The following is an 18,631-nucleotide window of genomic DNA, read 5'->3' as shown; positions in this document are numbered from 1 at the left end:
TCAGTTTACTTAAAAAGTAATTAGTTCAGCAGGTATACAAATCAAACTAACTATAGCCAATATCACAAACAACTGTAACTAATGCAATATCTATTATTTAATCTTTAGTAAGCCTCATTTGGTTTAATCATAATCCAAACGGTTCTAATTAGAATCCCTAAATCAAATAAAAAATTCGATTTCTGAATATATTCAATATCTAATTCAACCATCTCGTGAAACCCAACACTATTTCGTTCAGTAACTTGCCATAATCCAGTACATCCTGGAACTACCATCAATCTTTGCATATCATAATCACTATACTCTTTAACTTCTCTAGCCAGAGGCGGACGTGGTCCAACTAACGCCATATCTCCCTTAACTACATTTACAAGTTGAGGTAATTCATCAATGCTATATTTACGAATAACTTTACCAACTTTTGTGACTCTTGGATCATTCTTCATCTTGAACATGGCACCATCAACTTCATTTAAATCGGCTATTTTAGCTACCTTTTTATCTGCATTCATAACCATAGATCTAAACTTATACATCTTAAATGGTTTCCCATTTTTTCCAATTCGTTGCTGTACATAAATAACTTTACCGCCATCTTCATTTTTTATTAAAATGGCAACAACAATAAATAGCGGGCTAAGAAGAATTATCCCCAACATACTTATCAACCTATCAAAAATATTTTTAACAACCCGATATAATATTCTTGAATCTATTTTATCTTGATTCAGAGTCACGTTGCTATCCCTACTTTGTGTAGATTCATATTTAATCTCACACTGTTGTCTATTCTGGCGATTTTGACTACCAACTTCCATTTCAATGAATCTTCCCTTCAGATTATCCATAATTTTCCCTAGAGCAATAAATCAGGCTTCATTACTAGCATCAAGTTATTTATATGCTCTCTACCTACCGGTATACTCCTTAGGCTTATTTCGATATGAACCATAGCACACTGTAATATAAAACTCTTCTCACCATGACAGTACAGAGGGATACCCCCGTTCCACAACTATTATTTATCACAGTCGCAAAAGCCTCGCCCTGGATAAAACGTACCTACCTCACTTAACAAATAGTTACAATCTGTTCAGTACTTGATATATAAATACCATATTTGCTTCACTTATGCAATTGAAAGTTAATATTCAAACAAATACCAACGCCCTTTAATAGCCAACCGAATTTAACCCTAGGCTGGTACGTAATTCATTGGAAATTCTAACTTTTTCTTTACTTGGCACAACTTCATAAGACTGTCCACCTTGCATCTCAGTTTTCCCTTGTGCATGATCTGAATTTGCATTCTTGCCAGCGGACCGATAATTTAATGCTAAGCCAAGCATATCACTACGCGTTAAATCCGTCTGCATCTCATCAGAAATAGAAACTAAAAAGCCATCATTTAAAACTGTTTTGTATGATATTGACTTTTTAAGTAAAGCAGAAAGTACTAAACGTTGACGTTCTTGGCGACCATAGTCACCTCTCGGGTCATCGTACCGCATTCTTGAGAATTTCAGAGCTTCACTACCGTTTAAATGGTATTTCTGACCCTTTTTAAACGTGGATCCTGAATAGTGAAACGATAGTGGAGAGATAACATCAACACCACCAACTTTATTGATAGCTTTTTTGAGACCACCCATATTAACCATAAGATAATAGTCAATTGGTACATTCAAATACTTCTGAACCGTTGAAATAGTCTCTTTTATGCCCCCATAAGTATATGCTGCATTAATCTTCGCTGGCGAGTACTTTGCATAACCTGGCAAATTCACCTTCATATCTCGTGGTAGACTAACCATAGTAGATTGGTTCGTCTTTGGATTTATAGTCATCACGATAATCGTATCAGTACGACCTTTATATGAACGTCCCGCAGCTCCTGTATCTGCACCAAGTAAAAGAATAGAAACAGGCTTTTTCTTTGATATTACTTGAGATGCATTACGTAATTTTGGAGCTCCGGATGGTTGATAAACCACTTTAGAAGTTTCTGAAAGTTTATGCCAAGCATATCCAACATACGCGCCTGCACCAACAACTATAATTGCAACTATTACAAGAATAAAATTGCGAACTCGATGATGACGAGGCCGCTGCTGTCTCTGATTATTTACTTGCTGTAAATCTTTATTGTCCTCACTCATTTTAACTTTTCTCCTAGTCTCAGTCTCATCTATAAAAGACGCTTCTTTAATAATAAGTATTCCTAAAGCCTACCTTGTTACATTTTCCACTTTATCACAACTGCGTCAAGTTTTTAAAAATAAATCAGTTATTAATTTAATACATTCTCTGTCTTAAATTGTTATGCTAATTATCGACAGCTTATATTCATATGATTTAAACTATAATTTCAATTTACTATTTGTTGACTTGCGTAAACACTTGCTCCAATCATACCAGCCCAAGGGCCAAGCTGAGCCGGCACAATATCGCAGACCTTTCGGGCAACCTTTAAGGCATGACCAACGATCACTGCTTTAGTTGGCCCTAACAGGCGTTCACCGGCTTCAGCCACGCCACCGCCGATGATGATCCGTTCGGGGTTAAACAGATTGATGGCTGAAGACAAGCCGTAGCCTAAGATCTCACCGGTCTCTTGCATAACCTTCTGAGCTAATTGGTCCTGCCGATCATAAGCATCCGAAACCATCTTCGCGGTGAGCTTGGTTTCATCGCCGTCAGTCCAATCCGTCATGATGCTAGTCTCACCAGCGGCTAAGTGCTCTTGCACGGTTTTAACCATTCCCCTGGCGGACACGTAGCGACCCAGGCAGCCAGAACTACCACAGGCGCATGGCCGTCCATGGCGGTACATATTCAAATGACCCAGCTCAACGGCACTGTTCGATTTACCGTACATCATCTGACCGTTAGAGATCATTGCGGCCCCCAGACCCGTACCTAACGTCACCATGAGGACGTCTTGTTTCCCCTTACCGGCGCCCATTTGCCACTCGCCGTAGAGATTGACCCGGACATCGTTATCCATATAAGTTGGAATATGAAACTCGGTTTCAAGCTGCTCAACCACTGGGACGTTTTCCCAGCTGGCAAAGTTGGGCGAAAAGATCGATAGTCCCTTCTTAATGTCCATCTGCCCTGGCACCCCGATGCCAATTGCTTTGATTTGCTCCGTAGGTATCTGTGCTTGAGCCAGTAGTCTTCTCACGCCAGTGATAAGGTTAGCCATTACCGTCTGACTATTTGTTTCCGATTCCGTTAACACTTTCATTTTTGTTTGAACAGATAACTTCTCATTTAGGAGTCCAATTTTGATATTGGTACCCCCTAGATCAATTCCAATGTACATTATTATTTCCACCTTCTTGTGAACGGCTTACAAAAAATAGAATTCTTCCAAGTAATGTTAACCCCGACAATAAAACAACTGCAAATTTTTACTATTAATAGTCATACATAGTACAATATATTTTAAAATAAAACATCAAAAAATGCTAAGTAACCACTGGAAAAGCATAATTAATTTAGACAAGTCCTTTGCTCCCTGTTTAATTCCAGAATCAATGCAAACACAGAGAACAAATTATTAGCAACTACTATAACTGCTTTAAAATAGATGGTATCCCAGCCAAGAGTATTAATAATTCGCACATCATATGAGCTACAGTAATCAAGCCAATTTTCCCCTGTTTGAACTCTTATTCTTTACAAAATATAGATAGTGATAAAATGCCAATTCTTATATCCTAATAGTAAATATTTTTATAGAAGGATCCCTATTCGTTATGTGTTTACGAATAATCCATTAATCTATTAGGAAGTCTAACAATTGGTACTGTCAGAAGAATTAAGCCCATTCATTTTAAAAATCTAAAAAGTGCTTTAACTAGTACTAGTTAATTCTCAAGAAAAAATTTAGTTATTAAGCTTAATCTTATGATATGTTTAAAAATGAAAAATTTATTTACGATAGTGGCCGAAATTGCTCTTTCAATATAGTATAATTATAACAATGGTTTTTAATTTATTGACAACGGGCTCTTAATAAGTGGTATTATCTTTGATTGAACACTATTTTAAACGCCTGTACCAAATTAATATAGGACATCAATACTAAACTTAAAAGATAATTTGGAGAGAAAAATATGATAAAACAAAGATTTTGTATCAAATGTGGAAAAATAATACCAACTGATTCTGTATTCTGCCCTTATTGTGGCACGAAGCAGCCAGAAGTTTCATCTAATCAGAAAATAATTAAGCCTACTGCTACAAACAAAAGAGCTGAGAAGCGCAATTCAAATGCACAATCAAATAAATTAAAAACTCCTCTTCATAAAAGAATTATATTTACTATTCTCCTATTTATAGTCGCTCTTGCTACTATCGGCGGTGGAGGTTATGTACTTCATCAACGTCAAGAAGCAGCGGATCAACAAGCTTTGCAAGCTAAAAACGACGATTTTAACATCTATGATTCAAAATTTAAAAATACAGCAAAAAGTTTAACGAAAGAATTAGTAATACTTGATAGCCAAACTAAAAGGGTTTGGTACGATGCTATTTATGCAGCTCCTGTGATAATCAATGGAAAATCATATGCTACCTATAGACAGGCCATTAATGCTCATTTTGACCAATGGAGAGCTAATGGGAAAATGAATAAAATTAACGCAAATAAAACTTCTTTGAAGAATAACTTCAAGCAGTTAAGTTCAAATGTAACATCGTCAAACCAAAAGCAATACACCAATGACACAAAGTTAAATGATGACCTTCAAAATTATTGGAAAATCGTAACCAGCCCCTCTGGTACGTACAAACATTATTCTGCAGAATCTAAGAAGGCTAAAAATAAGCTTAACTCCGATTTAACAAAGTAGTTCTCATTTCTTTGTTAAATCTAATATAATGCTTCTTCAACCAAATGATTAACGATCCTGTCTAATTTCTGGATACTAAGCTTCGCTTGTTTTTAAGAATAAGTTTACGCTAATTTTAAATAGCAATGACATTGATAATATCAAAATAATAGTAGAAAAGTAAAAAATTTAGGGTCATCGTCAAATCGTATTGAGGGTGCATCATAAGCGCAGTCACATTTTTGTGGCTGTGCTTTTTACTATTTCTGAATTAGTGAAATGCGGTTAAAGAAATTATTGAGATTACGAAAGCCATAATAGTTACGTTTTAATGTCTTAATTTTGCGATTAATACCTTCTAAGGGGCCATTGGAATTACGATAACAGCAGGCATTCAAGATAGCTTGGCGTTTTTTTTGAAGGTGTTCATGACCGTATCCATACTGGTTCGATTACGTTGATAATGGTCAATAAAGGTAGCTAACTGGCCTACGTTGCGCTGTTTAATCGCAGTTAAAATCGTTTGATAAGTCGCATAAACAGCAGCGAAGCGTGGAAAAGTTGATAAGATTGAATCGATAGCACTCTAGTTCGTCAAATATTCATTGATGCCACGTAAATAGACGGACTTAACATCATTGATCTGGTCTGATTCTGATGAAATAAACGCCAATAGAATTTCAATATTCGATGAAGACGCAAATGATTATCAAAGATGGTCTGAAAAGCTTGAATTCAGACCTGCTTAAGGGCTCGTCCCGCGAGTTGAATGATATGAAATCGATCAATAACAATCTCATCATTGGGAGAGATTCGCTTAATAAAATGATCATACTGAGCATTCAAATCAACAATACCCGTTGAACATATTGACGCCCAGTTAATTGATAAAGTAGTCCATGTTTTAATTGTTAACCTACACGGTAACTTGTCACCAAGTGATGGACAAGTGCAGCCACCAAATAAACGACATGCGATAGTTCACTGAACGAAACTAGTCAAAGTAAAGCTAAGTTGTTAACTCTTTCAGACGATAAGGACGCTAGACATGTTCATTAATAATACGAATCATATTGTCATTTAGCTACTTCAGTATCCGTTAATGAGTTTTCAGCTAGTCCCGTTACTGCTTGGTGAACTGCATAAATTAGTGTGGGTTTAAAAAGCAAGTTGGAACTTTGGCACTACAAGTAATGTCAAAGTTTTCATAGAGCTAACACTGTTTATGAAGCTTTAAACTGTATTTATCGTCATTAAACAGATGTCAATAGGGCCAATTTAAGGGATATAACTGCATTCAATAACTTCCGTAATGTGGGCATGTTGTTTAGTCACCGACTTTTTTCTCGAACATTAGGGCTTGTTTTTTTGAAGAGGTACTACATTGGTTATTCACCATTAACAGAATTTGTAGACCCAAAAATAAAAACCATTTTGCGCACTAGTGACTAGCTAAAAAAGGCTTCGCTGTGGACAACACCACAACAAAGCCAATTTATAATAAAAATTATATATCCAGATTTAAACTAATCAAACACTAGCCCATCTTAACAATAGACGTAATTAATTGGCAAAGTTTCCGAAACAATTCCATCCAATTATTTTTTATTAACGTGAGTTTCTTTACGCAGCTTGTCAGCTGTATCCAGAATGTACTGTCGTAACTCGTCCTTGATTTCAGGATGAGTCAAACCATATTCCACGTTGGTCTTCACGTAACCGAACTTATTACCAACATCAAACCGTTGGCCCTTAAATTCGTGGGCAAAAACCCGCTGCGTCTGGTTCAACTTATCAATGGCATCCGTTAACTGCACTTCGCCACCCTTGCCAGGCTTCTGCTTGTCCAAGACATCGAAAATTTCGGGTGTCAGCAGATAGCGGCCAATAATGGCGAGGTCACTTGGCGCATCATCAATAGCTGGCTTTTCAACAAAGCGATTGACGTTAAACAATTCCGAATCGACTTGGTCTTGCGGATCGATTACACCGTAAGCTGATACCTCATCGTGTGGAACCTTTTTGACAGCTAGGATTGAGGCATGGGTCTTCTCGTATTCGTCGATTAACTGCTTGGTCAATGGCACCTTGTCGTTCATCAAATCGTCACCCAGCATGACCACGAAGGGTTCCCCTGCGATAAATGACTTGGCGTAACGAATCGCATCACCTAAGCCATTCGGGTATGGCTGACGAATGTAATAAAGGTTCATTCCGGCTGCTGCCGTCGTTTCTTGAACCAGGTCAAGTAACTTGGTTTTACCTTTTTTCTTTAAGTTCTGTTCGAGCTCTGGAGCGGAATCAAAATGGTCTTCGATGGACCGCTTCCCCTTGCCTTCGATGATCAAGATATCTTCAATCCCACTTGCTTTAGCTTCTTCAACAATGAACTGAATCGTTGGTTTATCAACGATTGGCAACATTTCCTTTGCAAGCGCTTTAGTTGCTGGCAGGAAACGAGTCCCCAGGCCAGCCGCTGGAATCACGGCTTTACGTACTTTCATAGTATAAATCTCCTCTATTTCAACAGTATGATACTTATTTCGGTTATGTTTCATTTTACACTATGTAAGCCAAAATAGCGCTAAAATTTAGCAAATTCTCAGTATTATTCTATCAGATTGAGTGTGACTCAATACTCAATTAGTGATAGACTTCATCTAATTGCCGAAAGATCTCCCGCACCCACTGACTGTCACCGCCATTTTGATACTGCCGTTCCAACGTTGCGTAACGCAGTTTCGGAAATTCGTACCAGTCGTGGGCCTTTAGTTCCTGCAGCATTTCCGCCGAGCCCTTTGCCACCCCTTTGATAATCCGGTTGACGTGGTCTGGGCGCATGTAGCCCTGCCGCTTGGTGAAATTAAAAAAGGCGGTCAAGGTCGGCTTGATCAGATAGTAATCCTGTTTTTTGAACAGCATCCCCGGAAAAAGGTTCTGCAAGAGGCCGGCGACGTCGTTCATGCCGGTATTTTTGATTGTTTTACGCTGGCGGTTGTAAAGCGCATCCGCAAACAGCATGACGTACAGCTGCAGCTCACTGGCATCCGCCTGCTGCAGCAACGGTTCGCACTCCGGCGAGGCCACGAATGTTTCAAACCACTGGCTGACGTATTCACGCACGGAATTGCTGGTTGCCTGCTGCCACTCGGGTAACGAGTCCTCAGCACCGTATGGCAGCAAATACGCCGTCTTCACCGGCAGCATCAGCGTGGTCAGCTGATCATAGTCCATGTCGATCCGCTTGGACTTGGCTTCGTACACCAGGAAGGTCGTGATCGAATCATAGATTTGGGATGTTTGCAGCACGTCCATTTCTTCTTGATAGGCACTGCTCAAAAAGCGGTACAGTCCGCGGTGGACACTGCCTTCATTCCACTGGGCGAAAGGGATGCGGATTTGTTGGGCCATTAGCTTAAAGAACCCGCGAACCGCGATCTTGGAAATTTCCAAGTCAAAAAAGTCGGCCAGTTGATGCTTCTTCAAAAAGCCGACGCAGCTGCGCCATTCCCGTTTAAAATCATTTTCATACTTTACCATCTGCTCGCTCATCCGTTTCTCCATTCTATACTGTACATTTGTCCGATTTATTATAACAAATTCTTCCTGCCTTTATTCACCGCTAGCCCGCATTAGACGCAATTGTCATCAAAGCTTAATCCTGCGTCATGTCACCCTATCTGCCTTATAATGGAGGTAAAACATAGGGGATGAGTAAAATGCGTCGTAAGTTATTCGGGGACACCTTTTCAGCCACGGTGCAATACATGATGGCGACTCTCTTCGGGCCGATTCAAACCCGGTCGCATAGTTTAAAGCACAGTGTGACCATCGACGGTAAGCAGTACGCTTCTAAATACACCATCGACCAGATCCGCCAGCGCTACAACCTGCTTGAGGAAACCAAACGCATCAATCGTCAGCTGGTGTACGTAAACCGGGTCTGGCTATATGCCACTACCGCCCGCAGCGGGGTCTGGAACTACAAGAATCCTACTAGAAGCAGCCAGGTCACCCACAACGGCCGTTTCATCGTCTTTCGCACTTGGATGGGTGGCAGCACTAGTCGGCTGACCTACGTCAGTCTGGATACCGGGAAGAAGTATACGGCAAAGGTCGTTAACCTCAAATAAAAATGCTTACCAGTTCACTTTGACTGGTAAGCATTTTTGAGTTAATCACACTGTTCGCCGTTTGGCAGGCAGTCGCAAGCGACTTCTTCCGGTGCAGTTTTGGCCTTTTCATTTAAAGCGGCCTGCAGGTTTTGAATGTCCGTTTGCGTCAGGGTCACGTGTTCCACCAGATTCAGCAGCGTGGCACCTTTTTTCATGGCGCAGAGGTGGTCAAAGAGCTGTTCGGCTGAGCCGTTCATGGCTTCGGATTCACTGATGGTTGCAGTATAAAGGAAGCGCCGGTCCCGTTTTTCGGTCTTCAGCAGGCCCTTTTTCACTAACCGCCGCAGCAGCGTTTTGATGGTGGAGTCCGACCACGACCGCTTTTCCTGCAGCAGGTCGATCAGTTCCCGGGAATACAGCTGGCCCTTGGTCCAGACGATCCGCATGAGTTCCCACTCTGCTGGCGTGATCTCTTGAATTGAATCTTGTACCGATTCGCTCATTGGTATCCCTCCGTTTACAGTTGTACACGTTAAATTGAGTTTAGCATGTCCCCCAGTTAAGTCAATCAATTTATCTTATCATTCAACCCCATTATACAAGCATGCGGGACCCCGGTCTATACCTGAAGTCGCTTCAATTGTCATTGTCAATTAACCCCGTATAATAAGCATCAAAGTTGCCACGAGGCGACTGACTAAGGAGGATCAATCATGGTTAAAGTAGGGATTAATGGTTTTGGCCGGATCGGCCGTTTAGTATTACGCCGGGTGCTGGAGTTAAACGACCCGGATATTGAAGTCACTGCGATCAACGATTTGACGACGCCGTCCATGCTGGCATACCTGTTTAAGTATGATACCACCCACGGCACGGTGCCCTACGACGTCTCAGCCACCGATGACGCCCTGGTGATCGACGGCCGCACCTTCCGGGTATACGCGGAACGTGACGCCAAAAACATCCCCTGGGTGGCCGATAACGGCGTGGAACTGGTACTGGAATGCACCGGCTTTTACACGTCTCAGGAAAAGTCCCAGGCACACTTGGACGCCGGCGTGAAAAAGGTGCTGATCTCCGCTCCGGCTGGCCCGATCAAGACCATCGTCTACCACGTTAACGAAGACACCCTTAACGCGGACGATACCATCATCTCGGCCGGCTCCTGCACCACCAACGCGTTAGCACCCATGGCCTACGCGCTGAATAAGGAGTTCGGCCTGGAAGTCGGCACCATGACCGTCATCCACGCCTTCACCAGCTCACAAATGATCTTAGACGGACCTAAGGGCAGCAAGCTGCGTCCCAACCGGACCGCCTCCGCTAACACGATTCCGCACTCCACCGGCGCCGCGAAGGCTATCGGCCTGGTGATCCCCGAAATTGACGGTCATCTGCAGGGCCATGCCCAACGAGTAGCGGTCATCGACGGCTCCGTTTGCGAACTGGTTTCCGTTTTAGGCACCGAAAACGTCACCGCGGATCAAGTCAATAACGCCATCAAACCATATACCGAGGGTAATCCGTCCTTCGGCTGGAACGAAGACAGCATCGTCTCGTCTGACATTATCGGCGATACCCACGGCGGCGTCTTTGACCCCACCTTGACGGAAGTCACCACCAACGGCAACTACCAAGTGGTGAAGACGGCAACCTGGTTCGACAACGAATACGGCTTCGTTTCCAACATGGTCCGGACGGCGAAGGCGTTTGCTGAAGCTTAAAGGTTTAAATTAAAATAGGAACTCACTGGCACGGCTGCTTCGGTAGCCGTGTTTTCATTTGACCCCGTGGACGCTGGGCGTGTCGAAATTAGCTTCTGCTTTAGTGTTGGTCGTTTGAGTCACCAGGGCGTCCGGACTGCCGTAGTAACCAATGTACTTGGTGCCACTGACTGTTACCGGCTTAGCCATCAGGTTGCCCTCGCTTAGCTTCACGTTGCTGTGCTGCTTCACCTGCTTAACGGTACCGTTAGTGGCCGTGCCGTACTGCCACTTCTGCGCGGTCAGCTGAATAACTTCACTAGTGACTTGCTTACCGCTCTTATTCTTGCCGACTTTGGCGCTGACCGGGTAAGCTTGGGTGGCCGTGAAGTGCAGGTTCGCGGTGGATTTATTGAACTGATTATCCAGTTTTTGATCATGTCTAGCTTCCGAGTTAGCTTGCGCGATCCCCTTTTTATAGGTGTACTGCTTCGAGTTCTTTTGGTTAATTTTATCGGTTTTAAGATCACCGCGGTAGTTAGCCCTCTGACTAGTGAGTTCCCGGTTAAAGGCCCGTTCTTCGTTGTTTTCGGCCAGGGCGATCACTTGACCCGTGCTCTTATGGTTCAACTGGCTCAGCGAGATCCCCTTGACCTGATAATCGGTGACCTTGCCTTTTTGCTGGATCAGAATGTCGTTAACCTGACTATCAGCCTTTGGCGTGACTGTATTCAGCCGGTACCAGACCTGGCGCTTTGGGTTCTGAGCCACCGTGGCGAAGGCCACCTTGCTGGCTTTTGCGGCATCCGTGTCGCGGCCGCAACCGGCTAGACTGAGCAGCGTCACCCCGACCAGGCTGACAGCTGCTAATTTAAAAAGACGTACTTTCATCATTGATTCCCCCATATATAACCGTTTAACTTTACTTTAACGTTGCCCATTTCGGAATGCAATCCCCCGTGTTCTTGGTAACGGCAGTTTAAGACGGGCTAATTTACCAATATAACGGTTTCATCCAGATTGCTTCTTTCAATCGTCAAGCATTTCGTATAAGATAAATAAGTGGTTATGCTACTACTGAGAATGACTTATAGATACTTCATGCACCAAACACTATTGTATTGAAAGAAGGCTCTTCTGTGTCAAAACGGAACATCTTTATCGTCACCTGTGCGTTACTCCTGTCAAATACCATGAGTGGTCTCGATAACACCATTATCAACACTGCGTTACCCGCCATTATTTCCGACCTTCATGGGATCGAGCTGATGGGCTGGATCGTTGCCGTCTTCCTCTTGGGAACGGCGGTCAGCACGCCGCTTTGGAGTAAATTAGGCGAGCACATCGGCAACAAACAGGCTTATCAATTAGCCGCCATGTTTTTCGTGGTCGGTTCACTGCTTCAAGGACTTTCACCCAATATCGTTTTTCTGATCGTTTCGCGAACGATTGCCGGTATTGGTAACGGCGGGGTGGTTTCTCTGCCCTACATTATTTACGCCCACCTGTATGAGAACCCCCGGAAGCGAATGAAAGTCTTGGGATTCGTATCTGCCAGCTACTCCATGGCAACGATTGTCGGCCCCTTGGTCGGTGGCTACATCGTCGACGCCTTCAGCTGGCACTGGGTCTTCTTCTTAAACGTCCCAGTGGGCTTGATCTCCGCGATTCTAGTCCAGATCTACTACAAGTCCGACCCCAAGTACCGGGTGGACAGTGCCGTGGATTACGTGGGGGCCTGCCTGATGAGTGTGGGCTTGATCGCCCTATTAGCCGGTATTGAAATGATTGGCAGCGTTAATTCAATGATCGTCATCGCTGTGATTGGCTTTGCTGCCATCTGCTTAGGTGTCCTTTTCCACATTGAAGACCACGTAGAAGACCCGATCATTCCCCGGCGGTTATTCAAAAACCGGCCGCTGATGATCGACTTCGCGTTATTCATGATTATTTGGGCGGCTTTTCTGGGCTTCCTCATTTACAGCCCCATGTGGGCCCAAGCGCTGTTAGGGACGAGCGCCCTGATCGGTGGTGCTACGCAGATTCCCAGTTCCTTTACCGACATGGTCGGTTCGACTTCGGTTTCGCCTCTGCGTCAGTTCCTCAGACCGCAAAAAGTCGTCGCTTTGGGAATCTTAACGTTGATCATTGCCTTCCTATTAATGTGCGTAGCAGGCGTCAAAGCGCCTTACTGGCTGCTACTGATTGCCGGTGCCTTTGAAGGCTTCGGTAACGGTGCCTGCTTCAACGAACTGCAGGTCAAGGTCCAAGAAGACGCTGAGGCCCAAGACGTCCCCGTTGCCACTTCCTTTAGTTTCCTGGCCCGGATGCTCAGTCAAACCTTTATGGCATCGATCTTCGGCTTAATCATGAACAGTTCTCTCCGTCGTGGGGTGGCTGCTTCCGGCGGCCGCATCACCATGAAAATGATGAACAAGCTCAGCGACGCCCATAGCGTGGGTTCACTGCCCGCGCAGCTGATTCCGCAGATGCGGGTGATCCTGCATAACGGCCTGCACAACATTATGGTGGTGTCGTTAGTACTCATGCTGGTGGCTGGTGGGATCAATCTTTGGGCCCAGCAGTTAGAGAAAGTTAAGTACGCTAAGTTAGCTAAGAGTGGGTCTTAGGCAGCATGGCTGAAACGTGTTTCAGAAGGCATGCCCCTGCCATGTAAGATACAAAAACAGCAACCCGGTCAAAACCAACCGGATTGCTGTTTTTGTATCTTACACTCTGGGGCATAGACGCCTTCTTACACACTCTACCGACTTCTCTCAATCAACTCCCTCATCACCGTCTCCAAGGCCTTAGCAAACGGTGCCTCCGGACTCACGTGGCTGCGCTGAAAACGCTCCTGCCACCACTGATTGCGGATATCGACGATTTTGGGGACCACCTCTTTGCCCGCTGCCGTAATCCTGATCACGTTAGTGGTACGGTTATCCGTCGACTGGGTCTGCGACACGTAGCCCAGTTCGGACAGCCGCTTGATTTCTCGGGTAATCTGACCCTTATTGATCACCAAACGTTTAGCTAATTCGTTTTGGCTGTGTTCCCCCTGCTGTTCCAGCAAAAGTAATATGTAGGCGTTTGTCACGTTGAGGTTCAGTTTCTTATAGATCGGTTGCGTATCCCGTTGAAAAGCCCGGTGAATGATGGAAAAACTCTGAGCTAGATCTCCCGGAAAAGTTTGTAAAGTCAAAATCATCCCTCCTGATATGTCGTCGTTGTTTTTATTATACCGTTAGATAACACTGATTGAAAATTAAGTTTAAATGCAAATCAATTTCGTTGTACAACTAGGTAAAGGCGTTATACTCGAAGTGAAAACTTTGGGGGTAATCAAGATGAAAACACAAGAACGCTACTACCGTAACGTCATTTCCGCCGCTAAACAAATCACACGAATGGCAGTGGACGACGAAGCGGATGCTTATCAGCTCTATCAGGATTTAAAGGATGTGCGTGACTTATGCGACAAGCGCATGACCGAAATCAAGCAGAACGCCAAATAACTGCTGCACCCGTTTCGAACCCTTTCCAGGGATGAAAAGCGGGTGTTTTTCAGCTAAAAAAGTGCACAAAAAAACACCTTTTCCTCCACATGGAAAAGGTGTTTCAAACGCAATATAGCGAGTATATTAACGCTTTGAGAATTGAGCAGCCTTACGGGCCTTCTTGAGACCTGGCTTCTTACGTTCTTTCATACGTGCATCACGAGTTAACAGGCCGGCACGCTTGAGGGGACCACGAAAATCTGGGTCGACTTCGAGCAATGCACGGGCGATACCGTGACGAACAGCGCCAGCTTGACCTGAGAAGCCACCGCCATTAACGTTTGCTAAAACATCGTAGTTGCCTAGAGTTTCAGTAACGTTGAATGGTTGAACAACCACTTCACGTAAGTTAGCGAATGGAATGTATTCTTCAATTGCTTTATCGTTCATAACGATCTTACCAGTACCTGGTACTAAACGTACACGAGCGACTGAATCTTTACGACGGCCAGTGCCGCGATATTGTACTTGAGCCAATTTGATTTCCTCCTTAAATTAGGTTAGTGATGTCTAAAACTTCAGGCTTTTGAGCAGCATTGTCATGTTGGTCGCCAGCATAAACGTGAAGCTTCAAGCCGATCTTGTGACCTAATGAAGTATGAGGAAGCATACCCTGTACAGAAGTTTCAATCAGCTTTTCTGGGTCATTTGCACGAAAATCACCAGCAGTGCGTTGCTTTAAACCGCCTGGGTGGTTCGTATGGTGGTAATAGATCTTCCGTGTAGCCTTCTTACCCGTTAAAGCAACCTTAGAAGCATTGATCACGATAACGTGATCACCAGTATCTACATTTGGGGTGAACGTTGGCTTATTCTTTCCACGTAAGATGTTTGCGACAGCTGAAGCAAGACGTCCCAAAGGAACATCAGTTGCATCAACCACGTACCACTTGCGATCCACGTCACCTGGTTTAGCCATATATGTTGTACGCACGATTAATTTCCTCCAATTTCAGTGTTTGTTTGACATCCGTTAACAAGTTTCCGGGGCTTATCGTGGGGCAAACAATACCAATTAACATAGTACAAATTTCTGCCCCTTAAGTCAAGTGTTTTCCGGATTTGTTTTCGACATCATTCCTGAGCCCGTTAATTGGGCAGATACACTTCCTAACGTTGATGCTTAGGCAGCTTAGTGGGGTGATCCGGATCATCGCCTTCGTAATAGACGTGTTTCAGATACAGGCCGCTAGCGGGGACCGTTCGCCGGGCAGCCCTGCGATCAGCGATCCGGTAGAGATTTTGAATGTCATCCACCGGTCGGTAGCCCGAGCCAATCTCCACCAGCACGCCCACCATGATACGCACTTGGTTATACAGAAAGCCGTTGCCGTAAAATTCAAACACCAGCTCGTTGTTTGCCTGGTCCAACCGGCAGCCAGCCTCGTAGATGGTGCGAAAGTATGTCCGCGCTGACGACCCGGAAGCCACGAAGCTGGTGAAGTCGTGCTCACCGATGAGGTCTTTGGCGGCTTGATTGATCTGGTCCACGTCCACTGGAAACTTCCAGTGACCGGTGTAATTGCGCTTGAAGGGATTGCGGAACTCCCCCAGATCCATGCGGTACACGTACCGCTTGCCAGAAACGTCGTAGCGGGCGTGAAAGTCGTCACTGACGATGTCTACGTGCAGGACTTCCATATCGACAGGCAGCATGGAGTTCAAGCCCTTACGCATGTTTTCGGCCGTTAAATGATACGGCATATCAAAGTGGACCACTTGGCCTAAGGCGTGAACGCCGGCATCCGTTCGGCCGGAGCCGTAAACCACGATGCCCGGCGTGGGGTTCTTGGCCATTTTGTTGACCACCCGCGTCAGCTCGCTTTCAATCGTCCGCTTATTGGGCTGGCGCTGAAAGCCGGCAAAGTTGGTGCCGTCGTAGGCTAATGTAATTTTATATCTCAACAGAATTGTTCCTTTCAACTAAAGTAGCGTAAGCCAATGACCGCGCTTAAACTGATCACGTAGATCACAAGTGAGGCCGTATCCACGCGGTGCCATTTCAATTGGCGATACTTGGTCCGGTTTTCACCGTCCTGATAACCCCTGGCTTCCATGGCCGTGGAGATCTCGATGGCCCGGTTAAAGGCGTTGACGAACAGCGGGATCAAAATCGGCACAATGGTCCGCACCCGCTGCCGTAAGCCGCCCTCACCGAAGTCGACGCCGCGGGAACGCTGCGCATTCATGATCTTTTCGGCTTCATCCATTAAGGTTGGCACGAACCGCAAAGCTAACGACAGCATCAACGCCAGCGTGGCCACCGGAAAATGCAGTTTCTTCAGCGGACTCAGCAAGGATTCGATCCCATCCGCGATTTCCAGCGGTTCGGTGGTAAAGGTCAAAATGGTAGAAACCAAGATGATCAACACAAAGCGCATTAAAATTAACCCCGCGCTGTTCAGGCCATCCTGGCTGACCACTAACCAGCCCCACTGCCAATAAACGTGACCGCCGACCCCAAAGAAGACCTGGATCAAGACGGTAAAAATCATTAGCCAAAATAATGGCAGTAAGCCACGAATATAAACGCCCAGCGGAATCGCCGAAGCGACCACCGAGGCTAATAACAGCAACGTCATGATCAGGTAAGTCCAAAAGTCATTGGCAAAGAAGACCACGGCAATGTACAGGAAGCTTAACACTAGCTTAGCCCGCGGATCCATCCGGTGAACCCAGGAATGTCCGGGAATGAAGCGACCAAACATGACTTTATTCATGGGTGATTGCCCCCTTCGGTAACTGCGGTACGATTTGATCAGCCAGCTCAGCAATTTTCAGCGGCATCTGGTCAAAATGAAACCCGCCCTGCTGCAGCTCGTAAGCTAACTTGGTGGCTGACGGCAGCCCTAATTCATGGTCTTCCAGCCATGCCGGATCACTAAAAATAGCCCGCGGTGAGCCCTGCTTAAGCAGTTTTCCATGACCCATCACGATCACGTGATCCGCGTAGTTAGCCACGTCGTCCATTTGGTGGGTGATCAGCACAATGGTCAGCCCCTGCTCTTCACGCAAGCGGGTGACCAGCTGCATGATCTCTGAGCGGCCCCGGGGATCCAAGCCTGCCGTTGGCTCATCGAGCACCAGTACTTCCGGTTCCAGTGCCAGCACGCCGGCGATTGCTACTCGGCGCATCTGACCGCCGGAGAGGTCAAACGGCGACCGGCTCAGCAGGGACTCATCCAGTCCCACTTCGCCCGCCATCCGTTTGGCGAGGGCTTGCGCATCTGCTTCCGAAACGCCGAAGTTCTGCGGTCCGAAGGCAATGTCTTTAATGACGGTTTCCTCAAATAACTGATTTTCGGGAAACTGAAACACCATGCCGACCTTTTTTCGCAGCGGCTTGAGGTGCTTGTTTTTGGTTGCGTTGGTAATGACGCGATCACCGATCGTAACCGTCCCGGAGGTCGGCTTCAGTAACGCGTTAAAGTGCTGGATCAAAGTGGATTTCCCACTGCCAGTCTGACCGATCACCGCCGTAAACGAGCCCGGCTTAATTTTCAGATTAATGTCTTTGAGCGCATGAACAGCAAAGGGCGTCCCGGCTTGATACCAATAATTTACTTGTTCAAACGTGATGTCCGTAGCCAATCGACTAAGCCCCTTTCGTCTAAATAAGATCGCGGAACGGTAACGTGACGCGCCTGTAATGCATCTTTGAGCTTTTCGGGCAGCGGCACATCAAGCCCCATGTCGACCAGCTGTCTGCCGTGGGTAAATAGCTCACTGGGCGTCGCTTCTTCCACAAAATGACCGTCATCGATGACCACGATCCGGTCCGCGTTTGACGCTTCGTCAATATCATGGGTGATGGAAAGCACGGTTAGATTCAGATCCGCTTTCAGCTGCTGGATCACGGCTAAAATTTCCTGACGGCCGCGGGGATCCAGCATACTGGTTGCTTCGTCTAAAATCAGGATCTTGGGTGCAATCGCGATGATCCCAGCCAGTGCCACCCGCTGCTTTTGACCACCGGACAGATTGGCTGGCTCCCGGTCCTTATAGTCGTACATACCGACCTGCTTTAAAGCCTGTTCAACCTTAGTTGCCATGGTAGGCCGATCAACGGAACGGTTTTCCATGCCGAAAGCCACGTCATCAGCCACGGTTGCACCGACGAACTGGTTATCCGGGTTTTGAAACACCATGCCTACCTTTTCTCTGATTTGCCAGACCGTATCGGGTGTCAAAACTTGACCATCAATCGTTATTTTACCAGAATCAGCGGCCATCAGCCCGATCAAAAGCTTGGCCAGCGTACTCTTCCCGCTGCCGTTATGGCCAACGATTGCCACCCAGTCGCCCGCTTGAATCTCGAAACTAACGTCATCAATGGCTTTGGTGTCACTATTACTGTATTGATAATTTAAATTTTCAACTCGAATAATGGCCATTTTTGTATTCTCCAG

Annotated in this window: 20 protein-coding genes and 1 pseudogene; 5 read left to right on the top strand and 16 right to left on the bottom strand. The window is 45.4% G+C overall.

Annotated elements, in window-relative coordinates:
• Nucleotides 1–104 precede the first annotated feature (104 nt).
• From CES81_RS02195 to CES81_RS02185, 3 genes are all read right to left on the bottom strand, one after another.
• Nucleotides 105–821, bottom strand: a complete 717-nt coding sequence (locus CES81_RS02195; protein WP_089120570.1) for a sugar transferase — start codon at nucleotides 819–821, stop codon at nucleotides 105–107.
• A 354-nt stretch (nucleotides 822–1,175) separates the two neighbouring features.
• Nucleotides 1,176–2,162, bottom strand: a complete 987-nt coding sequence (locus CES81_RS02190) for an LCP family protein (protein ID WP_089120494.1) — start codon at nucleotides 2,160–2,162, stop codon at nucleotides 1,176–1,178.
• 209 nt (nucleotides 2,163–2,371) lie between these two features.
• Nucleotides 2,372–3,331, bottom strand: a complete 960-nt coding sequence (locus CES81_RS02185; RefSeq protein WP_089120493.1) for an ROK family protein — start codon at nucleotides 3,329–3,331, stop codon at nucleotides 2,372–2,374.
• 796 nt (nucleotides 3,332–4,127) lie between these two features.
• Here CES81_RS02185 and CES81_RS02180 point away from each other — a divergent pair.
• Nucleotides 4,128–4,865: a zinc ribbon domain-containing protein gene (locus CES81_RS02180; RefSeq protein WP_089120492.1), complete on the top strand. Its 738-nt coding sequence runs from the start codon at nucleotides 4,128–4,130 to the stop codon at nucleotides 4,863–4,865.
• A gap of 239 nt (nucleotides 4,866–5,104) precedes the next feature.
• Here CES81_RS02180 and CES81_RS02175 read toward each other — a convergent pair.
• The 4 genes and pseudogenes from CES81_RS02175 to CES81_RS02160 form a co-directional block, all read right to left on the bottom strand.
• A pseudogene (locus CES81_RS02175) lies at nucleotides 5,105–5,257 on the bottom strand (transposase); the annotation flags it as partial.
• A gap of 322 nt (nucleotides 5,258–5,579) precedes the next feature.
• Nucleotides 5,580–5,714, bottom strand: a complete 135-nt coding sequence (locus CES81_RS13770; protein WP_439951269.1) for a transposase — start codon at nucleotides 5,712–5,714, stop codon at nucleotides 5,580–5,582.
• Nucleotides 5,715–6,442: 728 nt separating this feature from the next.
• On the bottom strand, nucleotides 6,443–7,348 hold the full coding sequence (galU, locus tag CES81_RS02165) for a UTP--glucose-1-phosphate uridylyltransferase GalU (protein WP_089120490.1): 906 nt from the start codon (nucleotides 7,346–7,348) through the stop codon (nucleotides 6,443–6,445).
• Between the two features lie 139 nt (nucleotides 7,349–7,487).
• Nucleotides 7,488–8,396, bottom strand: coding sequence for a hypothetical protein (locus CES81_RS02160; RefSeq protein ID WP_089120489.1), 909 nt, complete (start codon nucleotides 8,394–8,396; stop codon nucleotides 7,488–7,490).
• A 167-nt stretch (nucleotides 8,397–8,563) separates the two neighbouring features.
• Here CES81_RS02160 and CES81_RS02155 point away from each other — a divergent pair, with 167 nt between their 5' ends.
• On the top strand, nucleotides 8,564–8,977 hold the full coding sequence (locus CES81_RS02155; RefSeq protein WP_180949691.1) for a hypothetical protein: 414 nt from the start codon (nucleotides 8,564–8,566) through the stop codon (nucleotides 8,975–8,977).
• A 41-nt stretch (nucleotides 8,978–9,018) separates the two neighbouring features.
• Here CES81_RS02155 and CES81_RS02150 read toward each other — a convergent pair whose 3' ends face one another.
• Complete coding sequence (locus tag CES81_RS02150) at nucleotides 9,019–9,462, bottom strand: CopY/TcrY family copper transport repressor (RefSeq protein WP_089120487.1); 444 nt, start codon at nucleotides 9,460–9,462, stop codon at nucleotides 9,019–9,021.
• A 207-nt stretch (nucleotides 9,463–9,669) separates the two neighbouring features.
• Between CES81_RS02150 and gap the strand changes: the two genes are divergently transcribed.
• Nucleotides 9,670–10,683 carry a type I glyceraldehyde-3-phosphate dehydrogenase gene (gap, locus tag CES81_RS02145; RefSeq protein WP_180949699.1) on the top strand — a complete coding sequence of 338 codons (1,014 nt, stop codon included), beginning with the start codon at nucleotides 9,670–9,672 and terminating at the stop codon, nucleotides 10,681–10,683.
• Between the two features lie 54 nt (nucleotides 10,684–10,737).
• Here the strand turns inward: gap and CES81_RS02140 are convergent, their stop codons facing one another.
• Nucleotides 10,738–11,556: a hypothetical protein gene (locus CES81_RS02140; protein ID WP_145993316.1), complete on the bottom strand. Its 819-nt coding sequence runs from the start codon at nucleotides 11,554–11,556 to the stop codon at nucleotides 10,738–10,740.
• Between the two features lie 245 nt (nucleotides 11,557–11,801).
• Between CES81_RS02140 and CES81_RS02135 the strand changes: the two genes are divergently transcribed.
• Nucleotides 11,802–13,292 (top strand): MFS transporter, encoded by a 1,491-nt coding sequence (locus CES81_RS02135; protein WP_089120484.1) that lies wholly within the window; start codon nucleotides 11,802–11,804, stop codon nucleotides 13,290–13,292.
• 134 nt (nucleotides 13,293–13,426) lie between these two features.
• On the opposite strand, the gene CES81_RS02130 is transcribed toward CES81_RS02135, so the two are convergent.
• Nucleotides 13,427–13,873, bottom strand: a complete 447-nt coding sequence (locus CES81_RS02130) for a MarR family winged helix-turn-helix transcriptional regulator (protein WP_225356322.1) — start codon at nucleotides 13,871–13,873, stop codon at nucleotides 13,427–13,429.
• 139 nt (nucleotides 13,874–14,012) lie between these two features.
• On the opposite strand from CES81_RS02130, the gene CES81_RS13440 reads away from it, so the two are divergent.
• Nucleotides 14,013–14,180: a hypothetical protein gene (locus CES81_RS13440; protein ID WP_180949690.1), complete on the top strand. Its 168-nt coding sequence runs from the start codon at nucleotides 14,013–14,015 to the stop codon at nucleotides 14,178–14,180.
• A gap of 126 nt (nucleotides 14,181–14,306) precedes the next feature.
• Here the strand turns inward: CES81_RS13440 and rpsI are convergent, their stop codons facing one another.
• The 6 genes from rpsI to CES81_RS02100 all read right to left on the bottom strand — a co-directional run bounded on the left by rpsI (nucleotide 14,307) and on the right by CES81_RS02100 (nucleotide 18,616).
• Entirely contained in the window at nucleotides 14,307–14,699 is a 393-nt protein-coding gene (gene rpsI, locus CES81_RS02125; protein ID WP_089088808.1) for a 30S ribosomal protein S9, read from the bottom strand.
• A 13-nt stretch (nucleotides 14,700–14,712) separates the two neighbouring features.
• The gene (rplM, locus tag CES81_RS02120) at nucleotides 14,713–15,156 is read right to left on the bottom strand and encodes a 50S ribosomal protein L13 (RefSeq protein ID WP_089088809.1); all 444 of its coding nucleotides are present in this window, start codon (nucleotides 15,154–15,156) and stop codon (nucleotides 14,713–14,715) included.
• A gap of 176 nt (nucleotides 15,157–15,332) precedes the next feature.
• On the bottom strand, nucleotides 15,333–16,130 hold the full coding sequence (truA, locus tag CES81_RS02115; RefSeq protein WP_089120569.1) for a tRNA pseudouridine(38-40) synthase TruA: 798 nt from the start codon (nucleotides 16,128–16,130) through the stop codon (nucleotides 15,333–15,335).
• Between the two features lie 11 nt (nucleotides 16,131–16,141).
• Nucleotides 16,142–16,942 carry an energy-coupling factor transporter transmembrane component T family protein gene (locus tag CES81_RS02110; RefSeq protein WP_089120482.1) on the bottom strand — a complete coding sequence of 267 codons (801 nt, stop codon included), beginning with the start codon at nucleotides 16,940–16,942 and terminating at the stop codon, nucleotides 16,142–16,144.
• A complete protein-coding gene (locus CES81_RS02105) occupies nucleotides 16,935–17,813 on the bottom strand; it encodes an energy-coupling factor ABC transporter ATP-binding protein (protein WP_089120481.1) in 879 nt (292 codons plus the stop codon). The genes CES81_RS02110 and CES81_RS02105 overlap by 8 nt, the downstream gene beginning before the upstream one ends.
• Complete coding sequence (locus CES81_RS02100; protein ID WP_089120480.1) at nucleotides 17,783–18,616, bottom strand: energy-coupling factor ABC transporter ATP-binding protein; 834 nt, start codon at nucleotides 18,614–18,616, stop codon at nucleotides 17,783–17,785. Before CES81_RS02100 ends, CES81_RS02105 begins: the two co-directional genes overlap by 31 nt.
• Between the last annotated feature and the right edge of the window lie 15 nt (nucleotides 18,617–18,631).

This window comes from Secundilactobacillus pentosiphilus (assembly GCF_002217985.1).
GTDB lineage: Bacteria > Bacillota > Bacilli > Lactobacillales > Lactobacillaceae > Secundilactobacillus > Secundilactobacillus pentosiphilus.
This window is presented reverse-complemented; position numbering and strand designations above follow the sequence as displayed.